General features: G+C 53.0%; 23 protein-coding genes and 1 riboswitch. Of the genes, 5 read left to right on the top strand and 18 right to left on the bottom strand.

What is annotated here, in order from left to right; genetic code table 11:
* Positions 1–146: 146 nt before the first annotated feature.
* From N0M98_RS14475 to N0M98_RS14485, 3 genes are all read right to left on the bottom strand, one after another.
* Positions 147–920: a thiazole synthase gene (locus tag N0M98_RS14475; RefSeq protein WP_283942822.1), complete on the bottom strand. Its 774-nt coding sequence runs from the start codon at positions 918–920 to the stop codon at positions 147–149.
* A 54-nt stretch (positions 921–974) separates the two neighbouring features.
* Positions 975–1175 carry a sulfur carrier protein ThiS gene (gene thiS, locus N0M98_RS14480; RefSeq protein ID WP_249865641.1) on the bottom strand — a complete coding sequence of 67 codons (201 nt, stop codon included), beginning with the start codon at positions 1173–1175 and terminating at the stop codon, positions 975–977.
* 140 nt (positions 1176–1315) lie between these two features.
* Positions 1316–1450: riboswitch (TPP riboswitch) on the bottom strand.
* Positions 1451–1516: 66 nt separating this feature from the next.
* On the bottom strand, positions 1517–2386 hold the full coding sequence (locus tag N0M98_RS14485; RefSeq protein WP_249865642.1) for a nucleotidyltransferase-like protein: 870 nt from the start codon (positions 2384–2386) through the stop codon (positions 1517–1519).
* Positions 2387–2507: 121 nt separating this feature from the next.
* Between N0M98_RS14485 and N0M98_RS14490 the strand changes: the two genes are divergently transcribed.
* Entirely contained in the window at positions 2508–2867 is a 360-nt protein-coding gene (locus tag N0M98_RS14490; RefSeq protein ID WP_249866297.1) for a DUF2614 family zinc ribbon-containing protein, read from the top strand.
* Positions 2868–3168: 301 nt separating this feature from the next.
* Here N0M98_RS14490 and N0M98_RS14495 read toward each other — a convergent pair whose 3' ends face one another.
* From N0M98_RS14495 to N0M98_RS14520, 6 genes are all read right to left on the bottom strand, one after another.
* On the bottom strand, positions 3169–4908 hold the full coding sequence (locus N0M98_RS14495; protein ID WP_249865643.1) for a glycosyl hydrolase family 18 protein: 1740 nt from the start codon (positions 4906–4908) through the stop codon (positions 3169–3171).
* A 136-nt stretch (positions 4909–5044) separates the two neighbouring features.
* Positions 5045–5479 carry a peroxide-responsive transcriptional repressor PerR gene (gene perR / locus N0M98_RS14500; protein ID WP_249865644.1) on the bottom strand — a complete coding sequence of 145 codons (435 nt, stop codon included), beginning with the start codon at positions 5477–5479 and terminating at the stop codon, positions 5045–5047.
* Positions 5480–5588: 109 nt separating this feature from the next.
* Positions 5589–6845: a DUF4097 family beta strand repeat-containing protein gene (locus N0M98_RS14505; protein WP_259618322.1), complete on the bottom strand. Its 1257-nt coding sequence runs from the start codon at positions 6843–6845 to the stop codon at positions 5589–5591.
* A 43-nt stretch (positions 6846–6888) separates the two neighbouring features.
* Positions 6889–7521, bottom strand: a complete 633-nt coding sequence (locus N0M98_RS14510; RefSeq protein ID WP_259618323.1) for a hypothetical protein — start codon at positions 7519–7521, stop codon at positions 6889–6891.
* Positions 7522–7604: 83 nt separating this feature from the next.
* Positions 7605–8057 carry an anti-sigma factor family protein gene (locus tag N0M98_RS14515; protein WP_249865647.1) on the bottom strand — a complete coding sequence of 151 codons (453 nt, stop codon included), beginning with the start codon at positions 8055–8057 and terminating at the stop codon, positions 7605–7607.
* Positions 8002–8610, bottom strand: coding sequence for an RNA polymerase sigma factor (locus N0M98_RS14520; protein WP_259618324.1), 609 nt, complete (start codon positions 8608–8610; stop codon positions 8002–8004). The genes N0M98_RS14515 and N0M98_RS14520 overlap by 56 nt, the downstream gene beginning before the upstream one ends.
* Before the next feature lie 180 nt (positions 8611–8790).
* Here N0M98_RS14520 and N0M98_RS14525 point away from each other — a divergent pair, with 180 nt between their 5' ends.
* Positions 8791–10503, top strand: coding sequence for a hypothetical protein (locus N0M98_RS14525; RefSeq protein WP_259618325.1), 1713 nt, complete (start codon positions 8791–8793; stop codon positions 10501–10503).
* Positions 10504–10571: 68 nt separating this feature from the next.
* On the opposite strand, the gene N0M98_RS14530 is transcribed toward N0M98_RS14525, so the two are convergent.
* The 5 genes from N0M98_RS14530 to N0M98_RS14550 all read right to left on the bottom strand — a co-directional run bounded on the left by N0M98_RS14530 (position 10572) and on the right by N0M98_RS14550 (position 15045).
* Positions 10572–11039: a GNAT family N-acetyltransferase gene (locus N0M98_RS14530; RefSeq protein WP_249865651.1), complete on the bottom strand. Its 468-nt coding sequence runs from the start codon at positions 11037–11039 to the stop codon at positions 10572–10574.
* 158 nt (positions 11040–11197) lie between these two features.
* Positions 11198–12643 carry an Asp-tRNA(Asn)/Glu-tRNA(Gln) amidotransferase subunit GatB gene (gatB, locus tag N0M98_RS14535; protein ID WP_249865652.1) on the bottom strand — a complete coding sequence of 482 codons (1446 nt, stop codon included), beginning with the start codon at positions 12641–12643 and terminating at the stop codon, positions 11198–11200.
* 28 nt (positions 12644–12671) lie between these two features.
* Positions 12672–14129 (bottom strand): Asp-tRNA(Asn)/Glu-tRNA(Gln) amidotransferase subunit GatA, encoded by a 1458-nt coding sequence (gene gatA, locus N0M98_RS14540; protein ID WP_249865653.1) that lies wholly within the window; start codon positions 14127–14129, stop codon positions 12672–12674.
* Between the two features lie 32 nt (positions 14130–14161).
* Positions 14162–14449 (bottom strand): Asp-tRNA(Asn)/Glu-tRNA(Gln) amidotransferase subunit GatC, encoded by a 288-nt coding sequence (gatC, locus tag N0M98_RS14545; protein ID WP_259618326.1) that lies wholly within the window; start codon positions 14447–14449, stop codon positions 14162–14164.
* A gap of 215 nt (positions 14450–14664) precedes the next feature.
* Complete coding sequence (locus tag N0M98_RS14550; RefSeq protein WP_249865655.1) at positions 14665–15045, bottom strand: ATPase; 381 nt, start codon at positions 15043–15045, stop codon at positions 14665–14667.
* Between the two features lie 224 nt (positions 15046–15269).
* Between N0M98_RS14550 and N0M98_RS14555 the strand changes: the two genes are divergently transcribed.
* Positions 15270–16241 (top strand): HupE/UreJ family protein, encoded by a 972-nt coding sequence (locus tag N0M98_RS14555; protein WP_259618327.1) that lies wholly within the window; start codon positions 15270–15272, stop codon positions 16239–16241.
* A gap of 156 nt (positions 16242–16397) precedes the next feature.
* On the opposite strand, the gene N0M98_RS14560 is transcribed toward N0M98_RS14555, so the two are convergent.
* From N0M98_RS14560 to N0M98_RS14575, 4 genes are all read right to left on the bottom strand, one after another.
* Entirely contained in the window at positions 16398–18941 is a 2544-nt protein-coding gene (locus N0M98_RS14560; RefSeq protein WP_259618328.1) for an EAL domain-containing protein, read from the bottom strand.
* Between the two features lie 41 nt (positions 18942–18982).
* Entirely contained in the window at positions 18983–19789 is an 807-nt protein-coding gene (locus N0M98_RS14565) for a 6-carboxytetrahydropterin synthase (RefSeq protein WP_249865658.1), read from the bottom strand.
* 57 nt (positions 19790–19846) lie between these two features.
* Positions 19847–20527 carry an SDR family NAD(P)-dependent oxidoreductase gene (locus N0M98_RS14570; RefSeq protein ID WP_249865659.1) on the bottom strand — a complete coding sequence of 227 codons (681 nt, stop codon included), beginning with the start codon at positions 20525–20527 and terminating at the stop codon, positions 19847–19849.
* A 347-nt stretch (positions 20528–20874) separates the two neighbouring features.
* Complete coding sequence (locus N0M98_RS14575) at positions 20875–21939, bottom strand: MerR family transcriptional regulator (protein WP_259618329.1); 1065 nt, start codon at positions 21937–21939, stop codon at positions 20875–20877.
* 223 nt (positions 21940–22162) lie between these two features.
* Between N0M98_RS14575 and N0M98_RS14580 the strand changes: the two genes are divergently transcribed.
* A complete protein-coding gene (locus N0M98_RS14580) occupies positions 22163–22372 on the top strand; it encodes a hypothetical protein (RefSeq protein WP_249865661.1) in 210 nt (69 codons plus the stop codon).
* Positions 22373–22402: 30 nt separating this feature from the next.
* Positions 22403–23845, top strand: a complete 1443-nt coding sequence (gene pdxR / locus N0M98_RS14585) for a MocR-like pyridoxine biosynthesis transcription factor PdxR (protein ID WP_259618330.1) — start codon at positions 22403–22405, stop codon at positions 23843–23845.
* Positions 23846–24087 lie beyond the last annotated feature (242 nt).

Raw genomic sequence — 24087 nt, forward strand, 5'->3', positions numbered from 1 at the left:
CACAGATTTCGCCGTACGCAGGCATCCTAGCTACGCGGGGGCTTGGCCCCTCCCGCGACCGGATTTTCACCGGCTAGAAGATGCGTGCCTCTGGGCACGCTAAACAATAAAAAAGGCACACCTTATCCAAGGCATGCCTCGCTTTGTTATTCAATCATACCTTCTACGGGGCTGCTGGCAGACGCGTAGCGTTTTTTAGGAATGCGGCCGGCTTGAAACCCTTTGCGGCCGGCGATGACGGCATGCTTGAACGCTTCCGCCATAAGCGCGGGATTTTGCGCTCCCGCTACCGCCGTGTTAAGAAGAACGCCATCCGCTCCGAGCTCCATCGCCAGCGCCGCATCGGCCGGCCCGCCGATTCCTGCGTCCACGATGACAGGCACTTTGGCTTCCTCGATAATAAAACGCAGCTGGTTCGGGTTCGCAATGCCTTGGCCGGAGCCGATCGGCGATGCCCCCGGCATCACCGCCGCAGCGCCCGCTTCTTGAAGCTTGCGCGCCAAAATAGGGTCATCCGAAGTATACGGAAGAACGATGAATCCCAAGTCGACCAAAATTTTGGTCGCTTCCAGCGTACCTATCGGATCGGGCAGCAGCGTTTTCGGATCACCGATCACTTCGACTTTGATCATATCGCACAACCCGGAAGCTTTCGCCAGTTTGGCTATTCGCACGGCTTCATCTACTGTAAAAGCGCCGGCCGTATTGGGGAGCAGCGTGAATTTTTTCAGATCGAGCGTTTCAAGAAAGTTAGGCGCCTCCGGATTGTCGATAGGCAGACGGCGAATCGCGAACGTCAATATTTCCGCTTCCGACGCTCGCACCGCTTCACTTTGAATATCGAGCGCGGAAAATTTCCCTGTGCCCAAAAGCAAGCGGGATTTAAATTCATAAGGTCCAATTTTCAAAATATCGTTCATGATCAATGCCTCCATAATAATGATCTAAATGATGCCGGATAAGCCAATAGCTTATTAGCCTCCGCCTACAAAATGGACGATTTCAAGCGAGTCGCCGTCCTTCAAAAGCGTATCCGCATAAGCGGAACGTTCCACGATTTCCCGGTTCAGCTCGATGACCAATATTTTTTGCTCCAGCTTAAACGACACCAGCAAATCGGCGACAGAGGATACCTCCGCGATCTCGCGCGGTTCCCCGTTAATAATCAGCTTCATGATGAGACACCCCGCTTTCCGCTGCAGTTGATGACGCACAGAACAAATTCCGTCGTACATGAACGGCTGCGCATCGTTTTCCAAACAAAAAAGCCAACCCGCGCAAGGGTTGACTTTGTACGAAAGCCGTCGGTCGGCATCGTTACGTTCGTCCACTTCCCTACGCTGGTATCATCCAGAAGCATGTTAATGCAACATGCCGTATCAGGTTCCAAGGGTCAAGGAACGGCTTCCTTATCTCAGCCCCGCATAATAGGGCTCCCCTAGTGGCTATTCAATTCACTTTATTATATCAGAAAAAAAAGATATTGTCGCTTCCCGTTCCTTATCTCTTTCCCGATTCAGCTGTTCAGATAGCGGATCTCAAACGTAGACACCTGCTCATCCACGGTATAAATGATCTCTTTGGTCAACGATTTTTTGACCAGCTTATTCAGAATAAGCGGAAGCTCGAACTGAATGTCGGACAGCTTGTCGATCTGCTGAAGCTCCTGCAGGCTCCAAGCTTCCTCGCGGCTTGACAATACATCGAGCAGCGGTTTGCAGCAGCGCTCCATCTTGGACATGACGGAGAACTCACAGGCAAGCAGCACGAGTTGAACTCTTTGCTTCAGCGTCTCGTTGCTTAACGTCAGCTCCTCATACAGCTTGTATACGCCTGGATTGATGTTCTTGACCTGCCGCCAGACGGTAATCTCGGGATGGATGCCCGCCTCGATAATGACGATCCGCGCCCAATGATGCAGAGCTTCAAGGATATCGTTATACGCATCAAGCAAATGGTCGTACAGTACATACTCCTTGCTGTCCAAATATCTCCGCAGAAAACGGGCGAACTCGATCAATAGTTTATGTTCGCGCATATCCGGAGGAAACTCCAGCATCCGATGCCGCAAGCCTTCCAAATACGTATTCTTATCCAGAAGAATCTCTCCTTTTAAGATCCAGTAAATGAGGTTGCGATGCTCTCCGTGCACAATAAGCCGGCTTAGTTCGGAAATGCTTAGCCATCTTTCTTGTATACGACAGTTGTCTTTTATATAATGATACTGTTGGTTTGTTCGCTGGTCTTCGTCGGTAACGACAAGCAGCAGGAGATCGAATCCGTCCGTAACCGCAGAAAACATCGACGGATTATCCACCGCCAATATGCTGATAACCGCGTCATCATCCCGGAGCGTAGCAACCCGTTGTTCCTTTAGGGCATTCATCGCTGCAGCCTCCTATAGTCCATTCCATGATGCATCTTATTTCTACAAATGCGGGTCTTTCTCCTGCATCGCATTCGTGACAAATATCACAATTTATATTACAAGAAAGAAGTGACCAATGTTGAGGTTAAAATCCAGTAAAGTCAATGAGTTCAGACTCTGGGGGCTGCTGCTTACTTTAGGGGGTATGCTGCTGATGATTGTCGGACTCGCAGGGATCGTTTTTAACTGGGGAACGTTCGGGAAAATTATGGCGGGCGTATTTATGGTGCTCGGCGCTATCTCGATGCTGGCCAGTATGGCCGTCTACTTCTGGGCGGGGATGATGTCCACCAGCACGACTGTCGTGGAATGTCCGGAATGCGGGAAACAAACCAAAATTCTCGGCAAAACCGACCGCTGCATGTTCTGCAAAACGATCCTGTCTCTCGACCCCGCTCACGATCCGACTGCAAAAGCCAACGCCAATGTAAACGGATAGCCGTTCGGCCATCCCCCTCTACGGCCGCCGAACGCCGGCGAATGGAACAAATCCCCCCAAAGTGACGTGATGCTCTGAAGCTTATTCCGTCCGCATCCAGCTTCGGCTGGATCGGCGTCTAACCAATCCGCCGGGATCGTTCTATGGCTAGACATTACTTTCGGGGGAAGCCCCCGGATATCCACAGGAAATGGCTGCGCATCATTTCCTAAACAACAAAAAAACTGGCTCTCTCCCGCCTTGACGGCAGTGAAAGAGGCCAGTTTTTTTGGTATGCCGCAAAGCTGTGTCAACAGCCTGCTCATTGGGCCAATGAAGTACGGATAAGCTCCCAGATGGCCGGGTTTTCGTAGCCCCTTCTCCAGGAAGCGACGCCTGCCAGCTTATACTTCTTCACAAGGTCCATGCGCGCTTTCATGGAAACCTCGTCTTCGATCCATATTTTGATCAGTTTGTCCCCGTCTTTATACTCCACATAATTTTGTCCCGCTTCCGGCAAAAATACCGGGGTAAGGTTCTTTTCCTTGATCACTTTCTGCGGATTGTCCATGTACACCGCGCGCGAGCTGACCTTCTTCTTGCCGTTCACCGTCTCCTCCGTCCATATTCGGGTGTAGAAAGGAACTCCGAGAATAAGTTTGTCGGCGGGAATGTTATCCTCTTGCATCAGCTTCACGACGTTCTTCTCGACCCACGGCAGCGATGCGACCGAGCCGGCCGTCGGACTGCTCGCCCAAAATTCGTCGTATGCCATAATCATCATATAATCCAAAGATTCGATAAGTGCTTTGCGGTCATAGAATGCCGACCACATCTCGCTCCCCGACTTCGGGGTCACGTCCATCGAGACGACAAGCCCCTGCTCGTGCATTAAAGGAACCATTTCACGCACGAATTGGACGAGATTGTCTTTGTCCTTCGTATTGACGTTCTCGAAATCAATGTTGATTCCTTGCAAAGAGTACAGCTGCGCATAGCTGAGAAGCTGCTTGATCATCTTCATTCTTTTGTCGTAGGAGGATAAGGCCTCCGAGGTCTGCTTAGGCTCGAATCCGTTATCGAAGAGCGCCCATACTTGATAGTTTTGATTATGCGCCCATTTGACGTAAGCCGGGTCAGCCAGGTTCTTCAAGTTGCCCTCGGCGTCGTCAAGATGAAACCAGGTAGGGCTTACGACGTTAAGTCCGGGCATCGCCGGAATTTTGCTCGTATCCGGATTTTTGGGGCCGGCTACCTGCTCCCACGTCATGTTGATCTTCCCCCCGGCCAGTTTCGGAGGCACAAAGCTAGGAGGCTGCTCATCCTTCGGAATCGTCTCCGTCCGTTCAGACGCAAGCTGCCCTTTCTTAACGTAGCCTAAATACCCGTTCTTGAGCTGTACCCGATACCATTCGGCGTCCTCCGACCAGATCATCACTTCCTCTCCTTGCTTTAAATCGGCGAGAATGGGAGATTTGATCGAAGGCTCTTTGCGCATGGCGACGGTTTTATCCGGCTTATCCGGGTAGGAAGCCGCCCCTGCCCAGCGGATGGCATCGCCTTCCTTAGCCATTATTACGGCCCCGGTATCGGCCGACTCTCTCAGCTCGATCCGGTACAGCTGCTTGAGCGGTTCCATAGGCAAATATAAAGTCCCGTCTATCTTCTCCAAAGGAAATTTAAGGTTGAAAGGCTTCTCGTTCATCAGTCCCGTCAATTGACTGGTTCTGAGGCGCACCACTTTGTCCTGAGTCGTTATGATAGTAGAATCGCTGGCCGCCTCGTAAATCATCGTCGGGTCCACCAGTTCCTTCACAATGTCGAAGGGCAGCTTCAGGCTCTCCGCCTGGCCCTGCGCCGGCTTGTCGAGCATGCTCCCTTGATAGAAAATAGGCTTACCCATACCGTCAAAGGAAGGGTCCTCATGCTTGCCGGTAGGGACGTATTCATCCCAAAACCATACAGCCGCGGCTCCGAGCAGGATAGCGGACAGCAGTGTCCAAACGCGCCATTTTTTCGACTTTCTTCGCTTAGATCTGTAAGTCCTATTATCGAGTTCCATTACTTCACTCCCATGTTGACTCTAGTAATCTCTGTATTATATTAACAAAAAAGACGTGCGAAAAGCCACTTGTCAGACAAGTTAGCCTAAGCACGTCCATTATACCTTATTTGCCGCGCGCCATTCCACGCAATTGTTACGCCCGCTTCGCCGTAGCGCATTCCGCGCATATACCGTACACTTCCACACGATGGCTTTTGACAAGAAAGCCCGTCTCCTGTCCGGCCGTCTTCTCCAGATCGTCAAGCGGCTTGTAAGCGAAATCGACCAGTTTGCCGCATTCCTCGCACAAAGCATGATAATGATCGGACATATCCGCATCGAAGCGGCTGGAATGATCTCCGTACGTCATTTCCCTGACCAATCCGACTTCGATAAACACCTTCAGATTATTATAGACCGTCGCTACGCTCATGCTTGGAAATTGCGGAGCTAGCGCTTTATAAATCTCATCCGCCGTAGGATGGCTCATCGTATTCAATAAATAGGCGAGAATGGCATGTCTTTGCGGGGTCATGCGCACGCCCAACTGCCTTAACTTTTGCAACGCTTGCTCCAATCGTTCATCCATGCTGTCTCACCGCCTAATCCGAGAAAAGAGTATCAATCTATTCTATGCGGCTCGGAAGCGGTTTGTCAATCCATAAGGGCCCTTTCACCCGGGGAAATCGCCGAAAGGATCAGCTGGATCTTCGGATCGAAATGGACCCTTTCGTGTCAATCTGAATTTTATTTTTGCCGCTGCCGACAGTGCCGTTCACCGATTTTTTGCCTATATCCAGCGGCAGCTCCGAGCGGATGCTTCCGTTTTCGCCGGAGCCTTTAACGGTATAATCCCCTGCGGAAGGAAGTTCTAACCGGATATCGCCATGACTTGTTTCCACGCTCCAATCTCCGTCAACCTTATGAGCGCTTACTTCCACCGACCCGTTGGTCGTACGGGCTTTGACGGCTTGAGGCGCCTCGCTGATTTGAATGTTGCCGTTCGTCGTCTCGACGTCCATACTGCCGCTCACTTGGCTTAAGGTCAAGCCGCCGTTGGTCGACTCCAGCTCCACATCCCCTTGATGGCCTGTTACCTGAATCTCGCCGTTGGTCGTCTCGGCCCGCAATTTTCCTATGCTATCCGTTATGACGATGCGGGCATTCGTTGATTCCAGATCTACTTTGAGCGCTTCCAGCGAAGAAAGCTGAATGGTCCCGTTCGTCGTGTTGGCCTTGAATTCCTTAGGGAATTTCAGCTGCCCGGCCGTTATTTGCCCGTTGGATGATTCAACATTCATATCGACGTCGGCATGCGGCGGAACGCTGATCACCAGATCCGTCCTCACCAAAAACTGCTGCCAAAACCCGCTAACCGCCGTATTGCCTTCCGCCTTGATCGTGAGCGTGCCGCCGCCGACGCTGTGCTCCAGCCGGGTTTGCTCCGCGATACGTCCGGCCTCCTGCTCATCCTCCAGCGCTACGTATACGATAGACTGAATTTGCAGCTCGTCAGCGGTTCCCTGTTGGAGGACGATATTTCCTCCGGAAGGATTTTTCACGACGATGCGGTTGACCCCCGCGTCAATGGGAATCTCCGTGACGCCCTTATCAAACTTGCGGCTTTCTCCCTTCGTAATAGAGTTCATGGCAACGCCCAGATCAAAATGGCCGAACCAGTTGCGCAAGGCGGAAGCCGACTGCGTGCTGCCTATCACCAGCGCCGAAATCACCACGGCGAAGACGACTCCTCCAATATCGAGCTTCAGCTGTTTTTCGCTCTCTCCGTATTTCATATTAAATAAAATGTACTCGATTCCGAGCGCCACAAACAGCACCGGCCACCACTGAATCAGCATATCGGTCCAATGCGACCCCGCATATTGATCCGCAATAACCGAAGCGCCGACGGCGACTAGGAGAAGAGCGGCTGTATAACGGCCTGCTTTATGCATACATCATGTCTCCTCTCTACCTTGGTCCGCTTTGCCGGACGCTTTATTTTTTAGTCGATTCCCGCAAAAACAGCACGACTCCTACGACGATCAAAATGACCGCGCCGATCGAGGAACCTAGGAGATCGAAAATCCGGTTAAGCCACTCCGGCTTGCTGCTGACGAGAAATAGAAAGACGCCGCCGATAATGAGCAGGTAACCGAGCGTGCTCCCCTTCGGCCACTTGCGTCCCGTCAATCCTCCGTTCCCTCCCGGCTCGCCGAAGGAATCGGAGTATAAGCCTCCCCATTGCCCGTTCACCTTGTCGGTTTGCTGCAGCGCATCGAAAATGTTGTAAAAATAAATGACCGGCACGAACAAGGAAAACAGCACGATCAGCGGAATGCTGGTACTGGAGCTTGTAGCAAAAAAAACGATAGCGAATATATCCAATATAAGCAGCAGCATAATCATCATGCCCCGCTGCATGAGACCGAGATACAGCTGGCCGGTTCCGGGGATCAGGAAAGATAACAGACAGGCGACGATTTTGCTCTTGCGCGGCGCTATCCGAAACGGATCAAACGGCGGTTGGCGGTTTGAGTGAGGCTGGTTCCATCGTTCCATCCGCTCCCGCAAAAATTCGTCTTCTCTCTCTTCTTCATTTGCAATAGGTTCTTTGCGTTGTTCTTCCATCTAGAATTGACCTCCATTCATTACACAGTTTGTTTTGCGGAAATATACGTTAAGCTCAGAGCGGCTGTTACATCCGAACCCGATCAGCTTGAGAGCCGCTGCACGATCCATTCGACTGCGGCGACCTTGCTCTGCACGTCGGCGCCCCATTGCTCGGCGTTAATGGAAATGATTTTGCCTAGGACGCCGGAGGACACGAACAAGTAAGTGGCTGCAGCAGCCACCAGTCCGTGCAGCAGCTCGGCGCGCCATCGCGGCTTCCGTGCGCTTGCCGGACGGGCTTCCGGCTGCCCGCTTGCGGCTCGCGGCGGGGCGGCAATAGCTTGCATCACCCGATCTTCAAGGCCGGGCGAAGCGTGGAGAAGCGGCAGCGAATCAAGAAGCGATTCCATATCGAGATACGCGCGAAGTCGGGTCCGGCAGACCGGACAGGATTGAATATGCCGTCCGATTTTTTTCAGCTCCAGCTCGGAGCAAGCATTATTTAGAAATTGTTGAAGAGCGCGGTCGTCCGGATGCAGATGATGTTTGTTCATTGTAGCGTACCTCCTGCCATTTTTGTTTGAGCAGCGCCTTGCCCCGATACAGTCTGGTTTCGATGGTTTTGAGCGGAAGCTGCGTCGCTTCGGCAATCTCCTGATAGCTGAGCTGCTTGTAATGATACAAATAAAGAATCAGTCTATATTTGTCGGGAAGCTCGGATAACAGCCGCAGCATCGTCTGCTGCTCTTCTTTTTGCAGCGCCGCGGCTTCCGGCTCTTCCATACGGTTGCCGAACCAGCCCTTGACTTTATCCAAAATCGCTTCGTACGGCTTGCGGCGCTGCGAACGGCGGTAATCCGTAACCAAATTGACCGTTAAGCGGTATACCCAAGTTGTAAACTTGGCGTCCCCCCGAAAATGAACCAGCGACCGGTACAGTTTAATGAAAATTTCCTGCGTCAAATCTTCGGCGGTTTCGCGATGCTCGACCATGCGATATACGAGGGTATAAATGTAATGCTTATGCCGCTCGATTAAGAAGCGGTAGGCTTCTTCATCGCCTTGACGGATCTGGTCGACCAACTGCTCATCCGTCAATTGCTCCATCGTTTCACCGCCTTTGCATGTTGTTCTAAGTATAAGACGTCAGGCTGCCGTTCGCCCCCTTCAAATTCATCCAAAAAATTTGGCTTGCAGTTGACTTCCCCTCCGATGACGCTACACTAAAGGGTAGGGATGAAACGTTTAAAGAGTTAATTTTGCATCGACTAAAACGGAGGACATCACATGACCACCTATTCTCAAGCTTTTATAGAAAGACGCAACGCCATCCGCAAACTGGCCGCCAACAAAGCGCTGGAGCTGCCCCTCCTGCCGAGCGGCTTCTGGTTCCATAACGATGTGCGCGATAACTTCTACTACGCCATTCATTTGTTTGCTTATTGCTCAGATCCGGGGACATGTCCCGAACTCGGCGAAACCGAACGCCAAAATGCGCTGAAGCTTGCCTCCGGCATGATCAGTAGAGTGCTGAGCCTGCAAGTGCAGCATCCGGAGCATCCGATGTACGGCCATTGGCCGCTGAATCTCGGCAGCGACCCGGCTGCGGCGAAGCCAAGCGGACTTCCCGTGGAGCTGATGGGCTGCTTAATCATCTTATTTTATAACCAATATCAGGACGTACTCCCTCTGGAGCTGAAGAGCGAGCTGAATATCGCAATTGTTCATATGTATCAAAGCAGCGTGTACCGTCAGCAGCTGGAGCAAATCCATCATCATGAAGCCAAGCACACGTCGCTCAAGCTGCTGCTCGGGCATCAATTCGACGATCAGGAGCTGCTCGGACAAGGACTGCGCTTCGCCAAACAGCAGCTGGAGCATATCCGCACTTTCGGCTTCAAGGAATATGGCGCATTGCCGTGGCATTGGCACTGGATTCAGTCGTTTACCTGCGTGTGGCAGGTTGTAGACGATTCTGCGGTTCGCGAGACGGTTACGGCCATGCTGGAGCATCTGTGGAGCCTGCGCGCCGATGTCTACCTGAAGGGCGCATGGGTCGGAGCGCAATCCAGGCAATGGCCCCATGACGGGCCGAAGGATAATAACACCTTGCTCGATTATATCCAATTCGGCGACTTTCCGCAGCCTTCTGTCATTACCCGATTGGAAGGAGCGTATTTGTACACGTACCAAATCCCGGAGAGCATGTATAAACGGGGCGTAGAACGCAGCGGAGCGGAGGAGCTGAAGCGGAAAATCCGTTTCGCCGGAGCGAACAGCCAGGTGCAGGAAGAAGCGCATACGTACGCGTATATAACGCCGGACTATGCCGCAGGAGGCATCTGGGAGCGCCGCGAGGAATTCGATAACGAGCAGCAGCGCTGGGACATTACGCTGCCGCTGACGGACCCGGCAGCCCAGGAAGGCGTGAATCAGGCGTTCTTCTTCCATCCGGGAGCCAAATACAAGGAAGGCGACGACCGTCACGCCAGCAATTACGGCGAAGTTCTCCTGCATCAAGATACCGCGATTCAGCTGTGGGCGGTCCCGGCCGAGGATACGGCGGCTCATCCGGGGCTTATCGGCTGTCTGCCCAAGGGAGATTGGACATTTGCCGAACGCAGCGGCTGCGGGAAGGTTGGCCGTATATACATCGTTTTTCACTTGATGAACCCGTTCACGGCGGAAGAGCGCTCAGACCGCTTCTCCATCGCCAGTCCGCTGGTCGACGGCTTGAACGGAGTCGTTATGGAAGCTATGTCCGCGGAAGAAGCGGCCCGGTTCGGCATTAACAATTTGGCCCAGTTTGCCGCCGCGGCACAGACTCGGCAAGCGCTGTTCCAGCCGACCGTCCAGGAGAGCGGAACGGAAGCTAAAGGTGTCAGCGTCCGTTATACGACAAGAAAGCGGGACGAGCTTGCTCTAACGCTCGGCTTCTCCGGCCCTCTCGCCACAGTAAACGGCACTCCTGTCCGCAAGGACGACTACATTATTCGCTAGTCCGCTAGTTCGGAGCTATTGTTTAAATAAGCCGTGATGCGCTTTTTTCGGCGCTTCACGGCTTTTCGTTAAGTGCCCAACGAGGGCATTTGCTTGTAAAATACGGTGAGCGTTACATCCGGTGCGATCTCGATAATTTGGCAGGACTCGTAACCGTATTTGCGGTAGAGACGAATGGCGGGATCATTCTTGGTTCCGGTCGAAACCTTGATAGGGAGTCCGGGTACGGCGCAGCCTTCTGCGAATCGAAGCAATTCGCCGGCGATGCCTCTGCGGAAAAAGGACGGGTGCACCATCATCCGGCATATGATCAGTTCCTTGGCGCTCTGCTTGACGGAGACGGCTCCTGCCAATTGCTCCTCTATAAAATAACCGAAAAATTGCTCGCCGCTTTCTCTTATCGTCTTGGGAGAATCCCATAGAGGGGGAATCTCGTCAAAGCCGATCCGTTCAGCTTCTACGCGGTAGGACAATTGTTGAAGCATCAAAAGCTCCAGCACCAACTGGTCGTTCGATAGATCGATGGACCGGATCATAGATTCCCTCCTGCTTACAAGTTATTAGAAGTATACACCAGAACGGCACCGATTCCAATCGTTCCCAATAAGCCGCCGCGAAAAAACTCCTTTTTACGAAAAAAGAAGCCGTTTACGCAACATGACTGCGTACGACTTCTTCTCCTTCACTGCGCCTTCTATTGATTCAAGCACTCCACAATCAGTTTGTTAACTAATCCCGGATTGGCTTTACCTTTGGTTTCCTTCATCACCTGGCCGACGAGGAAGCCGACGGCTTTATCCTTGCCCGCCTTGAAATCGGCGACGGACTGCGGATTATTCGCGATCACCTGCTCCACGACCGCTTTAATGGCGCCTTCGTCGCTGATTTGCACCAAGCCCTGTTCCTCTACGATCGTTTGCGGAGCTTTGCCGGTTTCCAGCATCGCTTTAAAGACCGTTTTGGCAATTTTGCTGCTGATCGTTCCTTTTTCTATCAAGCCGATCATCTCGCCCAGCCCTTTGCCGGTAATCTTGACGTCCTGCAGCTCAAGATTGTTGGCGTTCAAATAGCCGAGCAAATCGCCCATAATCCAGTTGGACACGGCTTTGGCGTCCTTCGTATAGTTCAGGCTCTCTTCGAAGAAATCGGCCAGCTTCATCGAGGATGTAATCACTTCCGCGTCATAGCTAGGAAGGCTGTATTCCTCGATATAGCGCTTCTTGCGGGCATCCGGAAGCTCGGGAATGCTTACGCGCACGCGCTCCTTCCATTCGTCGTCGATGTAGAGCCGCACCAGATCCGGGTCCGGGAAGTAGCGGTAATCATGCGCTTCCTCTTTGCCGCGCATCGTCAGCGTCTTGCCTTGGGCTTCGTCCCAGCGGCGCGTCTCCTGCACGACTTCGCCGCCGCCGTCCAAAATATCCGCTTGACGCCATTCCTCGTACTCAAGCCCTCTCTGCACGCCGCGGAACGAGTTCATGTTCTTCAGCTCCGCTCTTGTGCCGAACTTCTCCTGGCCGTACGGGCGAATACTGATATTCGCGTCGCAGCGCAGCGAGCCTTCCTCCATCTTGACGTCGGAAACGTCGCAATACTGCATAATCGCCTTCAGCTTCTCCAAATAAGCGCGCGCCTCTTCGGGCGAACGCAGATCCGGCTCGGACACGATCTCGATCAGCGGGGTTCCTACGCGGTTGTAGTCCGCCAGCGTTGCGTAACCGCCGTCCACGTGCGTCAGCTTGCCCGCATCCTCTTCGAGATGGACGCGGGTCACGCCGATTCGCTTCGTCTGTCCGTTCACTTCGATCTCGATCCAGCCGTGCTCGCCGATCGGCTTGTCGTACTGGGAGATTTGATACGCCTTCGGCGAATCGGGGTAGAAGTAGTTTTTGCGGTCGAATTTACTCTCCGTCGCAATTTGGCAGTTCAGCGCCATCGCCGCTTTCATCGCGTACTCTACCGCCTGCTTGTTAAGCACCGGCAGAACGCCCGGGTAGCCGAGACAGACCGGGCATGTATGGGTATTCGGCGGAGCTCCGAATTCGGTGGAGCATCCGCAAAAAATTTTGGACTTGGTGTGAAGCTCGACGTGAACCTCCAGCCCGATGACCGTTTCATATTTTGTTTCGGTTGCTGACATGCTTCGCTTGCTCCTTTCGTCTATTCTCTTACAGCTGCGGACGCCGTTTATGATGATCGGTATGCTGCTCGTAAGCATGGGCTACGCGCAGTACGGTCGACTCGTCCAGCGCTTTGCCGATAATTTGCAAGCCGACCGGCAGGCCGTCCGCCAAGCCGCAAGGAACGCTGATCGCCGGAATGCCCGCAAGGTTGACCGGAATCGTCAATATATCGTTCAAATACATCGTGATCGGATCGTCCACCTGCGAACCGACTTTGAAAGCCGTCGTCGGCGCCGTAGGCCCGATCACCACGTCGTATTGTTCGAATACTTTATCGAAATCTTGCTTGATTAGGGTGCGCACTTTTTGCGCTTTCAGATAATAAGCGTCGTAGTAGCCGGAGCTCAAGGAATAGGTCCCCAGCATAATCCGCCGCTTCACTTCCGGTCCGAAGCCTTCGCTGCGCGATTTCAGGTACAGATCGAGCAGGTTTTTCGGATTGTCCGCACGCACGCCGTAGCGCACGCCGTCAAAGCGGGCCAGGTTGGAGGACGCCTCCGACGAAGCCAGCAAATAATAAGATGCTACCGCGTATTCCGTATGAGGAAGAGACACTTCCTCGACGACGGCGCCGAGACCTTCGAGCACCTTCAGCGCGCTAACAACCGCTTCGCGGACTTGCGGGTCGATTCCTTCTCCCATGTATTCCTTCGGCACCGCAATGCGCAAGCCTTGAACGTCGCCGGTCAAAGCGCTCAAGTAATCCGGGATGTTCACGTTGGCGGAAGTGGAATCCTGCGGATCATGTCCGGCGATCGCCTGCAGCAGGTAGGCGCTGTCCTCGACGTTTTTGCTCAGCGGACCGATCTGGTCCAAGGAAGAGGCGAACGCGACTAGGCCGAAACGGGATACGAGGCCGTAGGTCGGCTTCATCCCGACGATGCCGCAGTAAGCCGCCGGCTGGCGGATGGAGCCGCCCGTGTCGGAGCCGAGCGAGAAATACACCTCGCCCGCCGCAACCGCCGCCGCGGAGCCGCCGCTGGAGCCGCCCGGAACATATTCGGTGTTCCATGGGTTATAGGTGGTGTGGAAGCTCGAATTTTCGTTGGAACCGCCCATCGCAAATTCGTCCATGTTCAGCTTGCCGACGGATACGGCTTGCGCCTCTTTCAATTTCCGGACTACCGTAGCGTCGTAGACAGGGTTGAAATTCCGCAGAAATTGGCTGGCGCAAGTCGTCGTTACGCCTTCGGTCACAATATTGTCTTTGATGCCGATCGGCAGACCGAAAAGCAGCCCTCTCTCATCGCTTTTGCCGAGCTGCTCGTCCAATAATTGCGCCGTCTTGCGGGCGTTCTCTTCATCCAGCGTCAAAAACGCCTTGACTTTATCTTCCACCTGACCGATTCGCTCGTACGAAGCGTTCACCAGGTCGGAGACGGAAAGCTCCTTGGCGCTGAGCTTGCTATGTATTTCTTGTAATTTGAGATCAAATAAAGACAAAACTGCATCCTCCCTTCAGCTGTATCGATCGGCTATTCCAAAACGGCAGGCACTCTAATTTGGCCGTCTTCCTCGTCAGGCGCGTTCAGCAGCACCTTCTCAAGCGGCAGCGACTCTCTGGCCGTATCTTCGCGCATCACATTGGACAGCGGCATCGGATGGCTGGTCGGCTCCACATGCTCCGTGTCCAGCTCATTGAGTTTCTCTGCATATTTTAAGATGGCGTTCAACTGCTCCGTGAGCTGTTCATTCTCTTGATTGCTGAGTTCCAGCCTCGCCAATTTCGCCACATGCTCTACATCTTTGATTGTAATACTCACTTGACTCCCCCCGCTTCGTAGTCACTTTCATTTTCGACAAATTCACCGAAAACTCATCCTTAACATTATAGACCAGATGTATATTGAACTCAATTGCCCAAAAGCGCATACAGAAACAAATCCCCCAAAGTGGCCGACGATCTAAAGCAATTTCCAAACAGCAAAAACAGCCCGCCTCCGGAAAAGCTCCGAATGGGACTGCCGTTGGTCATATTTCAAATCCAAGCTTTCAAATTGACTTGCTTAATAAAATCTTCCTGAGACATAACATCCTTCGCGGCCTCGGCGGCCTCTTCCGGTTCTTCGTCCCCGTTCATAATGCGGCGGAACAGCTCTTCGTTCTTCGTAGCCAGCGCGAAATCGATCAGCGCTTCCCGCTCCAACCGGTCGACCTCCTGCTGAATGAGCACTTCCTCCAGCTCGATATCATCGGCGGCAACGAAAAAATGCTTGTTTATTTTAGGAACGCGAACCACATAATCAAACACGTTATCCGCATTGCGGTCGTAAGCGATAATGTATCCGTAATCCCCCACAGGCAAATTTTGCTCAAAACGGTCTGCGACGATATATACTTTTTGCCCCAAACGCAGCATATGCCATTCCTCCCAAGACTAACGCGTCTATTTGATTCATGGTCGAAATTCGTTATGATGTAGTAGGTAATCCAACATAATAGAGGTGTAAGATGAGTCGATCCATGAGTGTAAATATACGTCGGTGTTTAATTCTATTAATTTTAGCATCTTTTTTTTGCATTAGCAATGATAGAGAAACGTCCCAGGCTCATCCTCTGAACAACGGCTATTCGGAAATTACGGTGCAGGAAACCGGAGTGGACTACCGGCTCTTTATTCCCGAGTATAGCTTGACCGCCTACGATACCGACCATGACGGCCGCCTGACGGAAAACGAACTATCCTCCCAGCAAGCGCAAATCGAGCAAGAGCTCCGAGCGCATTTGCAGCTTCAGCAGGACATGACGGATATGGAGTTCAGCTTCCGCGGCTGGCAGCGGACCGAGAAGGAATCGATTCCCGGCGTCAGCTTCTCTCTCTATTATACTAGCGCTCAACCGATAAGCGGCTTTACTATTCAATATAACCTGCTTTTTGACGATGCAGACCCGAATCATTTGAATTTTGCCGTTATTTTGGACGGCGACGATGCGGACCAGACGATCTTCGACGCCCAGCACCGCACCTATCGCTATCAATCGCTGCATCCGGCTACGGCCTTGACGACGGTTTGGCGTTACTTCGTCCTGGGCATCGAGCATATTTTGACCGGCTACGACCATCTGCTCTTCCTGTTCTCGCTCCTGTTGATCGCGGTGCGTTACATGGACATGCTTCGCATCGTCACCGCCTTCACCGTCGCTCACAGCATCACGCTGATCGCAGCGTCGACGGGATGGATTCACCCGTCCTCCAACTGGGTCGAAGCCGGTATCGCGGCCACGATCTGCTATGTGGCGCTCGAAAACATATGGTCGTCCAGGCACGAGCAGCGCTGGCTGGTAACCTTCGTGTTCGGCCTCATTCACGGCATGGGATTCGCCGGCGCGCTCGGAGAAATCGGACTGCCCCCATTTGCCTTCGCCAGCTCGCTTCTCACCTTTAACCTCGGCGTCGAAACCGGCCAATTGGCCGTCGTGGCGGCCGTCATGCCGATCCTCTTATGGCTGCGCAAAAAAGCGGGCTACCGCGCTTTGGTGATTTACGGCTCGGCGGCTATTTTCCTGCAGGCTCTCTGGTGGCTGCTGGAGCGTATCGGGCTGTTGCCCGGGTAGAGCCCGCAATCCGCTTTCACAAGCTTTCACAAACAGAGGGGACTCGGTAAAAGAAAAAGGTTACCGTCCCCCTCGCCGAGCTTCCAGCCCAAAGGGTTTCGATAACCTTACGTATTGCAAGCCCGCCCGGTCCGCTTAAGGCGGATTGATAGCGGTCTAGCTTTCGACTTTGCCGGCAGCCGAGCTGGCGATTTGCCGGAATAACAATTCGAAATCTTCAACGGATAACGGCTTGCTGAAGAAATAACCCTGCGCTTCATTGCATTTTTGATTTTGCAAGTAATGCAGCTGCTCGACCGTCTCCACGCCTTCGGCAATGACTTTCAGCTTGAGGTTGCGCGCCATCGCTATGATCGTCGTAATGATTTCATTATGATCGGACGCGTCGGTGATTTGATTAATAAACGACTTGTCGATCTTAAGCGTATCGATAGGGAATTTATTCAAATAATTCAAAGACGAATACCCGGTTCCGAAATCGTCGATCGCAATTTGCAAGCCCAGCCGCTTGAGCGAGTTCAGCTTGTTGATCACGTAATCCTCGTTATACATCGCAATGCTCTCGGTGATTTCGAGCTCCAGCAGCTTAGGATCGAGTCCCGTTCGTTCGAGCACCGTTCCGACGTAGCCGACGAGATTTTGCTGCTGAATTTGCCGCGCCGAGAGATTGACGGAAACCCGCATTAGCGGAAATCCTTTACCCTGCCACTGCATAATTTGACTGCATGCCGTCTCCAAAATCCATTCACCGATCGGAGCGATCAAGCCGGTCTCCTCCGCCAAAGGAATAAATTCGATCGGCGAGATCATGCCTTCCTCCGGATGAATCCAGCGGATAAGCGCTTCGACCCCGACAATATGCCCGGTCTGCAGATCGATCTGCGGCTGGTAGTGCAGCCTGAATTCATTGCGTTCCAGCGCTTTGCGCATCCCCTTCTCAAGCACGGCTCGCCGCAGAAATTTATTTTTCATTTCCAGCGCATAGAATTGATAGTTGTTCCGTCCCTGTTCCTTGGCGCGGTACATGGCGATATCCGCATTTTTGATCAGCGAATCGATGTCCCCGCCGTCGGCCGGGAACATGCTGATGCCGATGCTCGGCGTGACCGACAGCTCCTGCCCTTCGTAGAGGACGGGCTGCGACAGCAGCTGAAGAATTTGCTCCGCCTTCTGCTCCGTCATCTCGCGGGTATAGCCGGGCAGCAGCAGGACAAACTCGTCTCCGCCGATCCGCGAACCTACCTCGTCTTCCGCCGACAAATCGGCGATGCGTCTGGCGACCTCTTTGAGCAGATAATCTCCGCTGGAGTGACCGAACGTATCGTTAATCCATTTGAACCGGTCCAAGTCCAAAAAAAGAACCGCGATAGAGGTGCCATCCTTCTTCACCGACTCCAACGTTCCCTGGAACCGCTCGTTGAACAGCCGGATGTTCGGCAGCCCGGTAAGGAAATCGTAATTGGCGCGAAATTCAATCTCCTCGTTCTTATCCTTGAGCTCTCGGGTGTACGCGTCGAGATTCATCGACATCGTATTGACCCGCTTGGACAACAGCCCGAGCTCGTCGCTGCGGTTGATCGAAATTTTGGCGCCGAAGTTGCCTTCCGCGATTTCATTGACCTTGTACAAAATATGATTTACCGGCCTCGCGATATAATTGGCAAGCAGAAAACTGATGCCCAGCACGAACAGCAGCACGATAATCGAAATGACCGTATTGTTTAAAAACTGCTCGTTTAATATATCCTGAATCATCTGATAGTCGGTAACAATTCCGATAATGTAAGGATTGGCCGATGAGATCGGGATGAAGCTCTTCAGCACCTTTTTGCCGTTTGATTCGGCTACGACACTGAGAATTTTGCCGGATTGGAACGATTTCTTGACGTTGCTTACGTCATCCGGCTCCTTATATTCGTACTGCCCGAACTGGATGTCGCGGTTGACCAGATCGATATACTTTTGCCCGTTCGCTTCCGAGTAGACCGGCGGCTCTCCGAATGTCTTCGGATTAAATCCGGTAATTTCCAAAACGCTTTTATTATTGTTGAGAATCTTCTCCAGGATCGATTGCGGCCCCAAAATTTGCTGGAACTTCAAAATCTGCGTATCCCGGATGTAGGGATTAATAATGTAGTTTGTCGTACCGTCGAAGTAATACCCCCATTTATCCACATGATCGGGGTCCGTATACGAGATATTGACCGGTCCCGACCAAAAATTCGGCAGCTTCAATCCTTGAGATACGTTCGTATTTTTATCCGTCAGCAGCTGCTTGAAGGCTACGAACCAATAGTCCCAATCCTTCGTGCTCATATTGATCTCTTTGGGATCGGACGATTTAACCCCTACGATGTCGTCGCCTACCTCTTGCATGAGAGTAATATGCGAGATGCCCAGCTCCTCGGACAGCCGGGCGAGCTCTTCATTGGTTACGTTCGCAATGTCGGGATTCAGCGCATTCCGGGCGGCGATCGCCGCAACGCGCAGCTTGTTGCCTATCAGATCTTCGACATATTGGGCTCCGAACTGGGATTGCTCAATGGAAATGCCGATTTGTTTGGCCAAAAGATCCATCTGCTTCTCCTGGTCTTTGATCAGCAAATCCCTCGAGAAATAATAATTCAAAAAATTGTACAATCCCATAATCAGAGTGACGACGAGCATAAAGGTAATCGCTAATTTTTTTCGAAGAGGCAATCGAATCCCTCCAACTTAAACCGAGTCGTAGATCATAGATGTCACGCGAAGTATTCAAAGTAGTTTTTCTCGGTTTCCCACAGACCCACTTTATACAATTTGGGAATCCGTGCGGCCAGCATCTGGCAAATGACCATGACGACCACGTCGGATGTCGGATTCAACTCTTTAAACTCTTCCGTATCGAGATTCAAATGCTTATGGTCGAATTTCTTGATGACAAGCTCGTCGACGATCGCGTCAAGATCAGCCAAGTTCATAATCATCCCCGTGACAGGGTCCGGCTCGCCCTGAACGGTTACGTCCAAATAGTAGTTATGCCCGTGTCCGTTCGGATTGTTGCACTTGCCGAAAATCCGTTTATTTTCCTCATCGCTGAGCAAATGACTATGCAAACGATGCGCCGCGCTGAAATGATATTTTCTGGTCAAACGAACCATGGAATCCAGCTCCTTTTCCGAATGTAAATAATGATTTTCACGCAAAATGAGTTTGTACAGCTCACAATCCGGAAATTTGCCGCTCAAAGCATCCCATAAGTATTGAACGATATTTTCGGTCGTCGGGATACGCTCCCGGAAATACGGGTGCTCCCGGTCGAGAAATTTGCCGTCCAGCTCTTCTTCGATCAAGCCCTTGGCTACCCGGTCGATATCCGTAATGTTGACGACGATTCCCGATAAAGGATCGAGCTCGCCGCGCACCATAATCTCCAGTACGTAGTCATGGCCGTGCCCGTGCGGGTTGCTGCACAATCCGAACACTCTTTTATTCTCCTCTTCGCTCCATGCGTCGACATGATACACATGAGCAGCGGAAAAATGAATTTTCCTGCTTAAATAAATCATGAATTCAGCTCCCACTTTTGAAATTCGATTGTATTTGGCAGTCAGACGAGCGGCGATTTAAATAACTCCTTTGGGAGGCGTCATCGTTATCTCGTCTATCCGGACATGCAGCGGCGTCTGCGCGATAAAGGCGGCCGCCCGGGCAGCATCCTCCACATGCAGCATATCGTCTTGAGTGAAGCCTTCCGCCTCGGCCCATAGATCGGTGTACGTGGCCCCAAGGCACAGCTTGGTCAGGAAAATCCGGTGCGGATGCCATTCCTCGGCCAGCGCCTCGCCCATACCGTTCAGCGCATGCTTGGAAGCGGTATAAAGAGCGGATTGCGGCAGCGGCTTCTCCGTCATAATCGAAGAAATATTGATGATTCTTCCGCCGTTTTCTTTCATTAAAGGAAACGCCCGCTTCATGCATTGGATGGGGCCGTACACGTTGGTTTCGAACGTATCCTCCCATGCCTTCGGCTGAAATTGCTCGAACGGGCCGTTGATCATAACTGCCGCGTTATTGACCAGAACGTCCAAAGCTCCGTGCTCTCGGGCGATCAGGTCGAACGCCTCCTCGACGCTTCCTTCCTTGCGCAGATCCATCGGAAGATGAATCCAGTTTCCTTCGCGATATCCTTCGCTCGCGCGGCGGCTCGCCGCATAAGCAATATAACCGCAGCGTGCCAGCTCTTTACCGATGGCCTCGCCGATCCCTCGAACGCCTCCTGTTACCAGGGCGATCTTGTGTTTCATATTTATCACCTTTCCTTATGTAGCGATTAACCGTTTACAGTACGAAAACACGCGCGGTTTCTCCGATCCGCTCCGAATCCTGCTCGTCTTCTGCGGCATGGTTGTCGGGAAGCCTCGTGAAGGGCCGTCTCGCGGATCTGTCGCGTGAGTGTTTCTATTATTCTATCTTTTCGACAAATGCAGATATTACCCTGCATAAATATGCTAACTTTTAATGAAATTGTACATTTCTAATAGAAAAACAAACTAATTTATACTAAAATGATAATTTTTTTTGCCTGCCTCCGGGTTATCTGTCGCTGTCTGTCAAATGATAACGAACGGAAAAACGCCCGCTCGCGCTTCTTTTAATGCTTGCGCACGGCATAAACCATATGAACCCAATCGTTCAACTGCTGCTGCACGGTAATATAGTCATGTCCGCGAAACCAGCCGATGATTTTGGAGCGATCGGCGGGAAAGCGCTGCGACAGGCCGGTCAGCAGCTCCTGCCGCCCCGCCAGCCGCAATTCGTTCATCCTCGCCTCCTGCGCCTCTTTATGCTCGAACATCAAGGCGGTGATGACGATTCTTCCGTGCGGCTTCAGCACCCGGTCCATCTCCTCCAAAGCCAGCGTTTGCTGTTCTTCGTTCAGATGGTGAAAAGCAAAATGCGTTGCTGCAAAATCAAACTCGGCTTCCAGAAACGGCAGCGCCAAGAAATTGCCCAGCTTGGCCTGTACATCCGGATAGTTGTTGCGGCAGCGAACCAGCATTTGGCGCGATTGCTCGACGGCGGACATCCTCGCCCCCGCCTGCTGCAGCCGGCCGGCCAAAGTTCCTGTCCCGGCCCCGATATCAAGTCCGGCTTCTCCCGGACGCGGCGCGAGCCACTGCCCGGTAAAGCTGAGAGCCCGCTCATAATCGGCGGCGGACGCCATGAAACCGACCGGGCTCGCGCTTTGTTCACCGCCGCTGCGGTCGAATTGCTCCGCCAGGCCGTCGTAATCCCAACGATCCTCCCAGGACGAGCGGGTCGATTTTAGCCGTTTCATGCTTGCAGCCAGCCCGAACAGATCGTCCAAGGCAAGCGGCCTGCGCTCCGCGCTCTTGCCGATCAGCTTGTCCATCGCGGCAAGCACATGCTTCCACTCGACCCACTGCGATACTAAGACGGCCCGCTGCAGCTCCAAATAATGACGGAAGCTCTCTTGATCGCCCCGATCCGCATACTGCAGCAGCTTGGCAATGCCTCCGACGCTGAAGCCGAGCTCGCGGAAGGCGGCGATAGCCTGCAATCTCCACGCGTCTTCCTCGGTATAATAACGGTAGCCGTTCTCTCCGTAGACCGGATGAAGCAGCCCCTTCTCTTCATAGAAGCGAATCGCTCTCGGCGTCACATCGAGGCGCCGTGCAAGCTCATTGATTTTCATCCGTTCCCCTCCATCTAGTATTGTAAACGATGACGTAACGGAAAGGTATATCCCCGTTCTTCAAAATATTCCCCATCCATGCGGCCCGCAGGAAAACTTGAACAGATTGTGTCCAACTGGCTGGCTATCGATCCATCCAATTGGATGGTTACTTATTGGCGCAATTACGTTACAATAAAACCGGATAACAATCCATAATCCATTCCATATAGAAGGTGATTGTATGAATCTGACGGTTTTGTACATTCTTATATTTATCGTCGCAATGTTCGGATTGACGGCTACCATCGTCATCGGCGTTTCGCAGAAAAACCGAGAAGGCAACCCCAATTACGACAAAAGCACAGGCAAAATTTTTCTGAGGCTGGCCGTTTATTACATTATCGCTATTGTAGGCGGTTACCTTGCTTACGTCTTGTGGGCTTTCAGCTGATAAAATTCGCGCATCGGGAGGAAGCAGACCATGTGGAAGCCGGATCGCTCGGGCGATAAGCCCATCTACCAGCAAATAGCCGAGCATATCGAGCGCAGAATCGCATTCGGCGAATTGCCTCCCGGCTCCGCCCTGCCCTCCGAGCGAAAGCTGGCCCAGCAGTGGGAGGTTAACCGGAGCACGGTCATTCAAGCTTATGAAGAATTGCGGGCATCCGGCTTAATCGAAAGCATCCCGGGAAGCGGCCGACGGGTGAGCCGTTATAAATGGGGCATCGCCCCCAAGCATACGCCGCCCAATTGGCGGCAGTACGCGGAAGGCGGCACGTTCATGCCCAATTTGCCGTTCATCCGCCGCTTGCGCGAGGCGAAGCGGTCGGAGACGCCGCTAATCGATTTCTCAAGCGGAGAGCTCGCTGCGGATTTGTTCCCCAACGATGCGGTACGGAAGCTGATGAAGGAGCAGCCGTTCACGGATCATCTGGGCTATCACGATCCGCAAGGGTATTTGCCCTTGCGGGAAACGCTGACCGCCTACCTGCAGCGGTATCATCAGATTCAGGCCACCGAAGCGTCCGTCTTCATCACTTCGGGCTCGCAGCAGTCGCTATATCTCATCACGCAATGCCTGCTCAGCCCGGGCGACGCCGTCGCTATCGAGGACCCTTCGTACGCCTACTCGCTGCCGATGTTCCAATCGGCGGGCCTTCGCTTGTTCAGACTGCCTGTCGACGAGGGCGGCGCGCGGCCCGAGGATGTCGTCGCCCTGCACCGCAAGCATAAGCTGAAGATGATTTTTCTCAATCCGAACTTTCAGAATCCGACCGGCAGCGTGCTGCTTCCGGCGCGCAGGAAGCGAATGCTGGAGCTGGCCGCAGAGCTCGGCGTACCGATCGTGGAGGATGATCCGTTCAGCTTGACCGCCTGCGGCGACACGCCGTTGCCGCTGCCGCTTAAATCGCTGGATACGGATGGGGCGGTGCTCTACATCGGAAGCTTGTCCAAGATCGCCGCTTCGGGCTTTCGCATCGGTTGGCTGATCGCTCCCCAGGAAATCGTCAGCCGCTTGACGGACGCCAGGCTGCAGATGGATTTCGGGCTGAGCATCTTCCCGCAATGGATCGCCAATGCGTTTCTGCAATCGGAGCATTTCCCGCAGCATCTGCATGAGCTGCGTCAGGCACTGAAGGCAAGACGCGATTTGCTGCTGGAATCGCTCCGGCAGCACCTGCCCGAAGAGATTTCTTGCCGCCGACCTGAAGGCGGCCTCAATTTATGGTGTAAAATACGGCAGCCGATCAGCGATTCGCGGCTGCTGGAGGAAGGGATCAAACGCAGCATCCTGTTCGTCCCCGGAAGCGTGTACGGCTCCGAGTCGGGCTATGTCAGGCTGTCCTATTCCCGGCCAGGATTAAGCGATATTCCCGTCGGAGCGGCCAGACTGGCCGAAGCTATCCGCGCCGCCAGACTGTAACGGTCCGCAGAGCTCACCGGCACGGCAGACGAACAGAACAAATCCCCCAAAAGCCATCCATGCCGCCGACGCGGCACCACAGACAATGGAAATGGGGTACCAAGAGTAATTTCCAGGGTAGTGACGTGATGCTCTGAAGCTTATTCCGTCCGCATCCAGCCTAAGCTGGATCGGCGTCTAACCATTCAGCTAGGATCGTTCTATGGGTAGACTTTACTTTCGGGGGAGCCCCCGGATATCCA

The sequence above is a fragment of the Paenibacillus doosanensis genome (genome assembly GCF_025060755.1).
Lineage (GTDB): Bacteria > Bacillota > Bacilli > Paenibacillales > NBRC-103111 > Paenibacillus_S > Paenibacillus_S doosanensis.

Bases quoted from the DNA above. Each gene is read 5' to 3' on its own strand.
- N0M98_RS14515 (WP_249865647.1), bottom strand. From the start codon at position 8,057: ATGAACAAACATCATCTGCATCCGGACGACCGCGCTCTTCAACAATTT.
- N0M98_RS14565 (WP_249865658.1), bottom strand. From the start codon at position 19,789: ATGATTTATTTAAGCAGGAAAATTCATTTTTCCGCTGCTCATGTGTAT.
- N0M98_RS14525 (WP_259618325.1), top strand. From the start codon at position 8,791: ATGACCACCTATTCTCAAGCTTTTATAGAAAGACGCAACGCCATCCGC.
- N0M98_RS14485 (WP_249865642.1), bottom strand. From the start codon at position 2,386: ATGAATGCCCTAAAGGAACAACGGGTTGCTACGCTCCGGGATGATGAC.
- N0M98_RS14495 (WP_249865643.1), bottom strand. From the start codon at position 4,908: ATGGAACTCGATAATAGGACTTACAGATCTAAGCGAAGAAAGTCGAAA.
- N0M98_RS14580 (WP_249865661.1), top strand. From the start codon at position 22,163: ATGAATCTGACGGTTTTGTACATTCTTATATTTATCGTCGCAATGTTC.
- thiS (WP_249865641.1), bottom strand. From the start codon at position 1,175: ATGAAGCTGATTATTAACGGGGAACCGCGCGAGATCGCGGAGGTATCC.
- N0M98_RS14475 (WP_283942822.1), bottom strand. From the start codon at position 920: ATGAACGATATTTTGAAAATTGGACCTTATGAATTTAAATCCCGCTTG.
- N0M98_RS14520 (WP_259618324.1), bottom strand. From the start codon at position 8,610: ATGGAGCAATTGACGGATGAGCAGTTGGTCGACCAGATCCGTCAAGGC.
- N0M98_RS14575 (WP_259618329.1), bottom strand. From the start codon at position 21,939: ATGAAAATCAATGAGCTTGCACGGCGCCTCGATGTGACGCCGAGAGCG.
- pdxR (WP_259618330.1), top strand. From the start codon at position 22,403: ATGTGGAAGCCGGATCGCTCGGGCGATAAGCCCATCTACCAGCAAATA.
- N0M98_RS14505 (WP_259618322.1), bottom strand. From the start codon at position 6,845: ATGCATAAAGCAGGCCGTTATACAGCCGCTCTTCTCCTAGTCGCCGTC.
- N0M98_RS14550 (WP_249865655.1), bottom strand. From the start codon at position 15,045: ATGCTGCGTTTGGGGCAAAAAGTATATATCGTCGCAGACCGTTTTGAG.
- N0M98_RS14510 (WP_259618323.1), bottom strand. From the start codon at position 7,521: ATGGAAGAACAACGCAAAGAACCTATTGCAAATGAAGAAGAGAGAGAA.
- gatB (WP_249865652.1), bottom strand. From the start codon at position 12,643: ATGTCAGCAACCGAAACAAAATATGAAACGGTCATCGGGCTGGAGGTT.
- N0M98_RS14570 (WP_249865659.1), bottom strand. From the start codon at position 20,527: ATGAAACACAAGATCGCCCTGGTAACAGGAGGCGTTCGAGGGATCGGC.
- perR (WP_249865644.1), bottom strand. From the start codon at position 5,479: ATGGATGAACGATTGGAGCAAGCGTTGCAAAAGTTAAGGCAGTTGGGC.
- N0M98_RS14530 (WP_249865651.1), bottom strand. From the start codon at position 11,039: ATGATCCGGTCCATCGATCTATCGAACGACCAGTTGGTGCTGGAGCTT.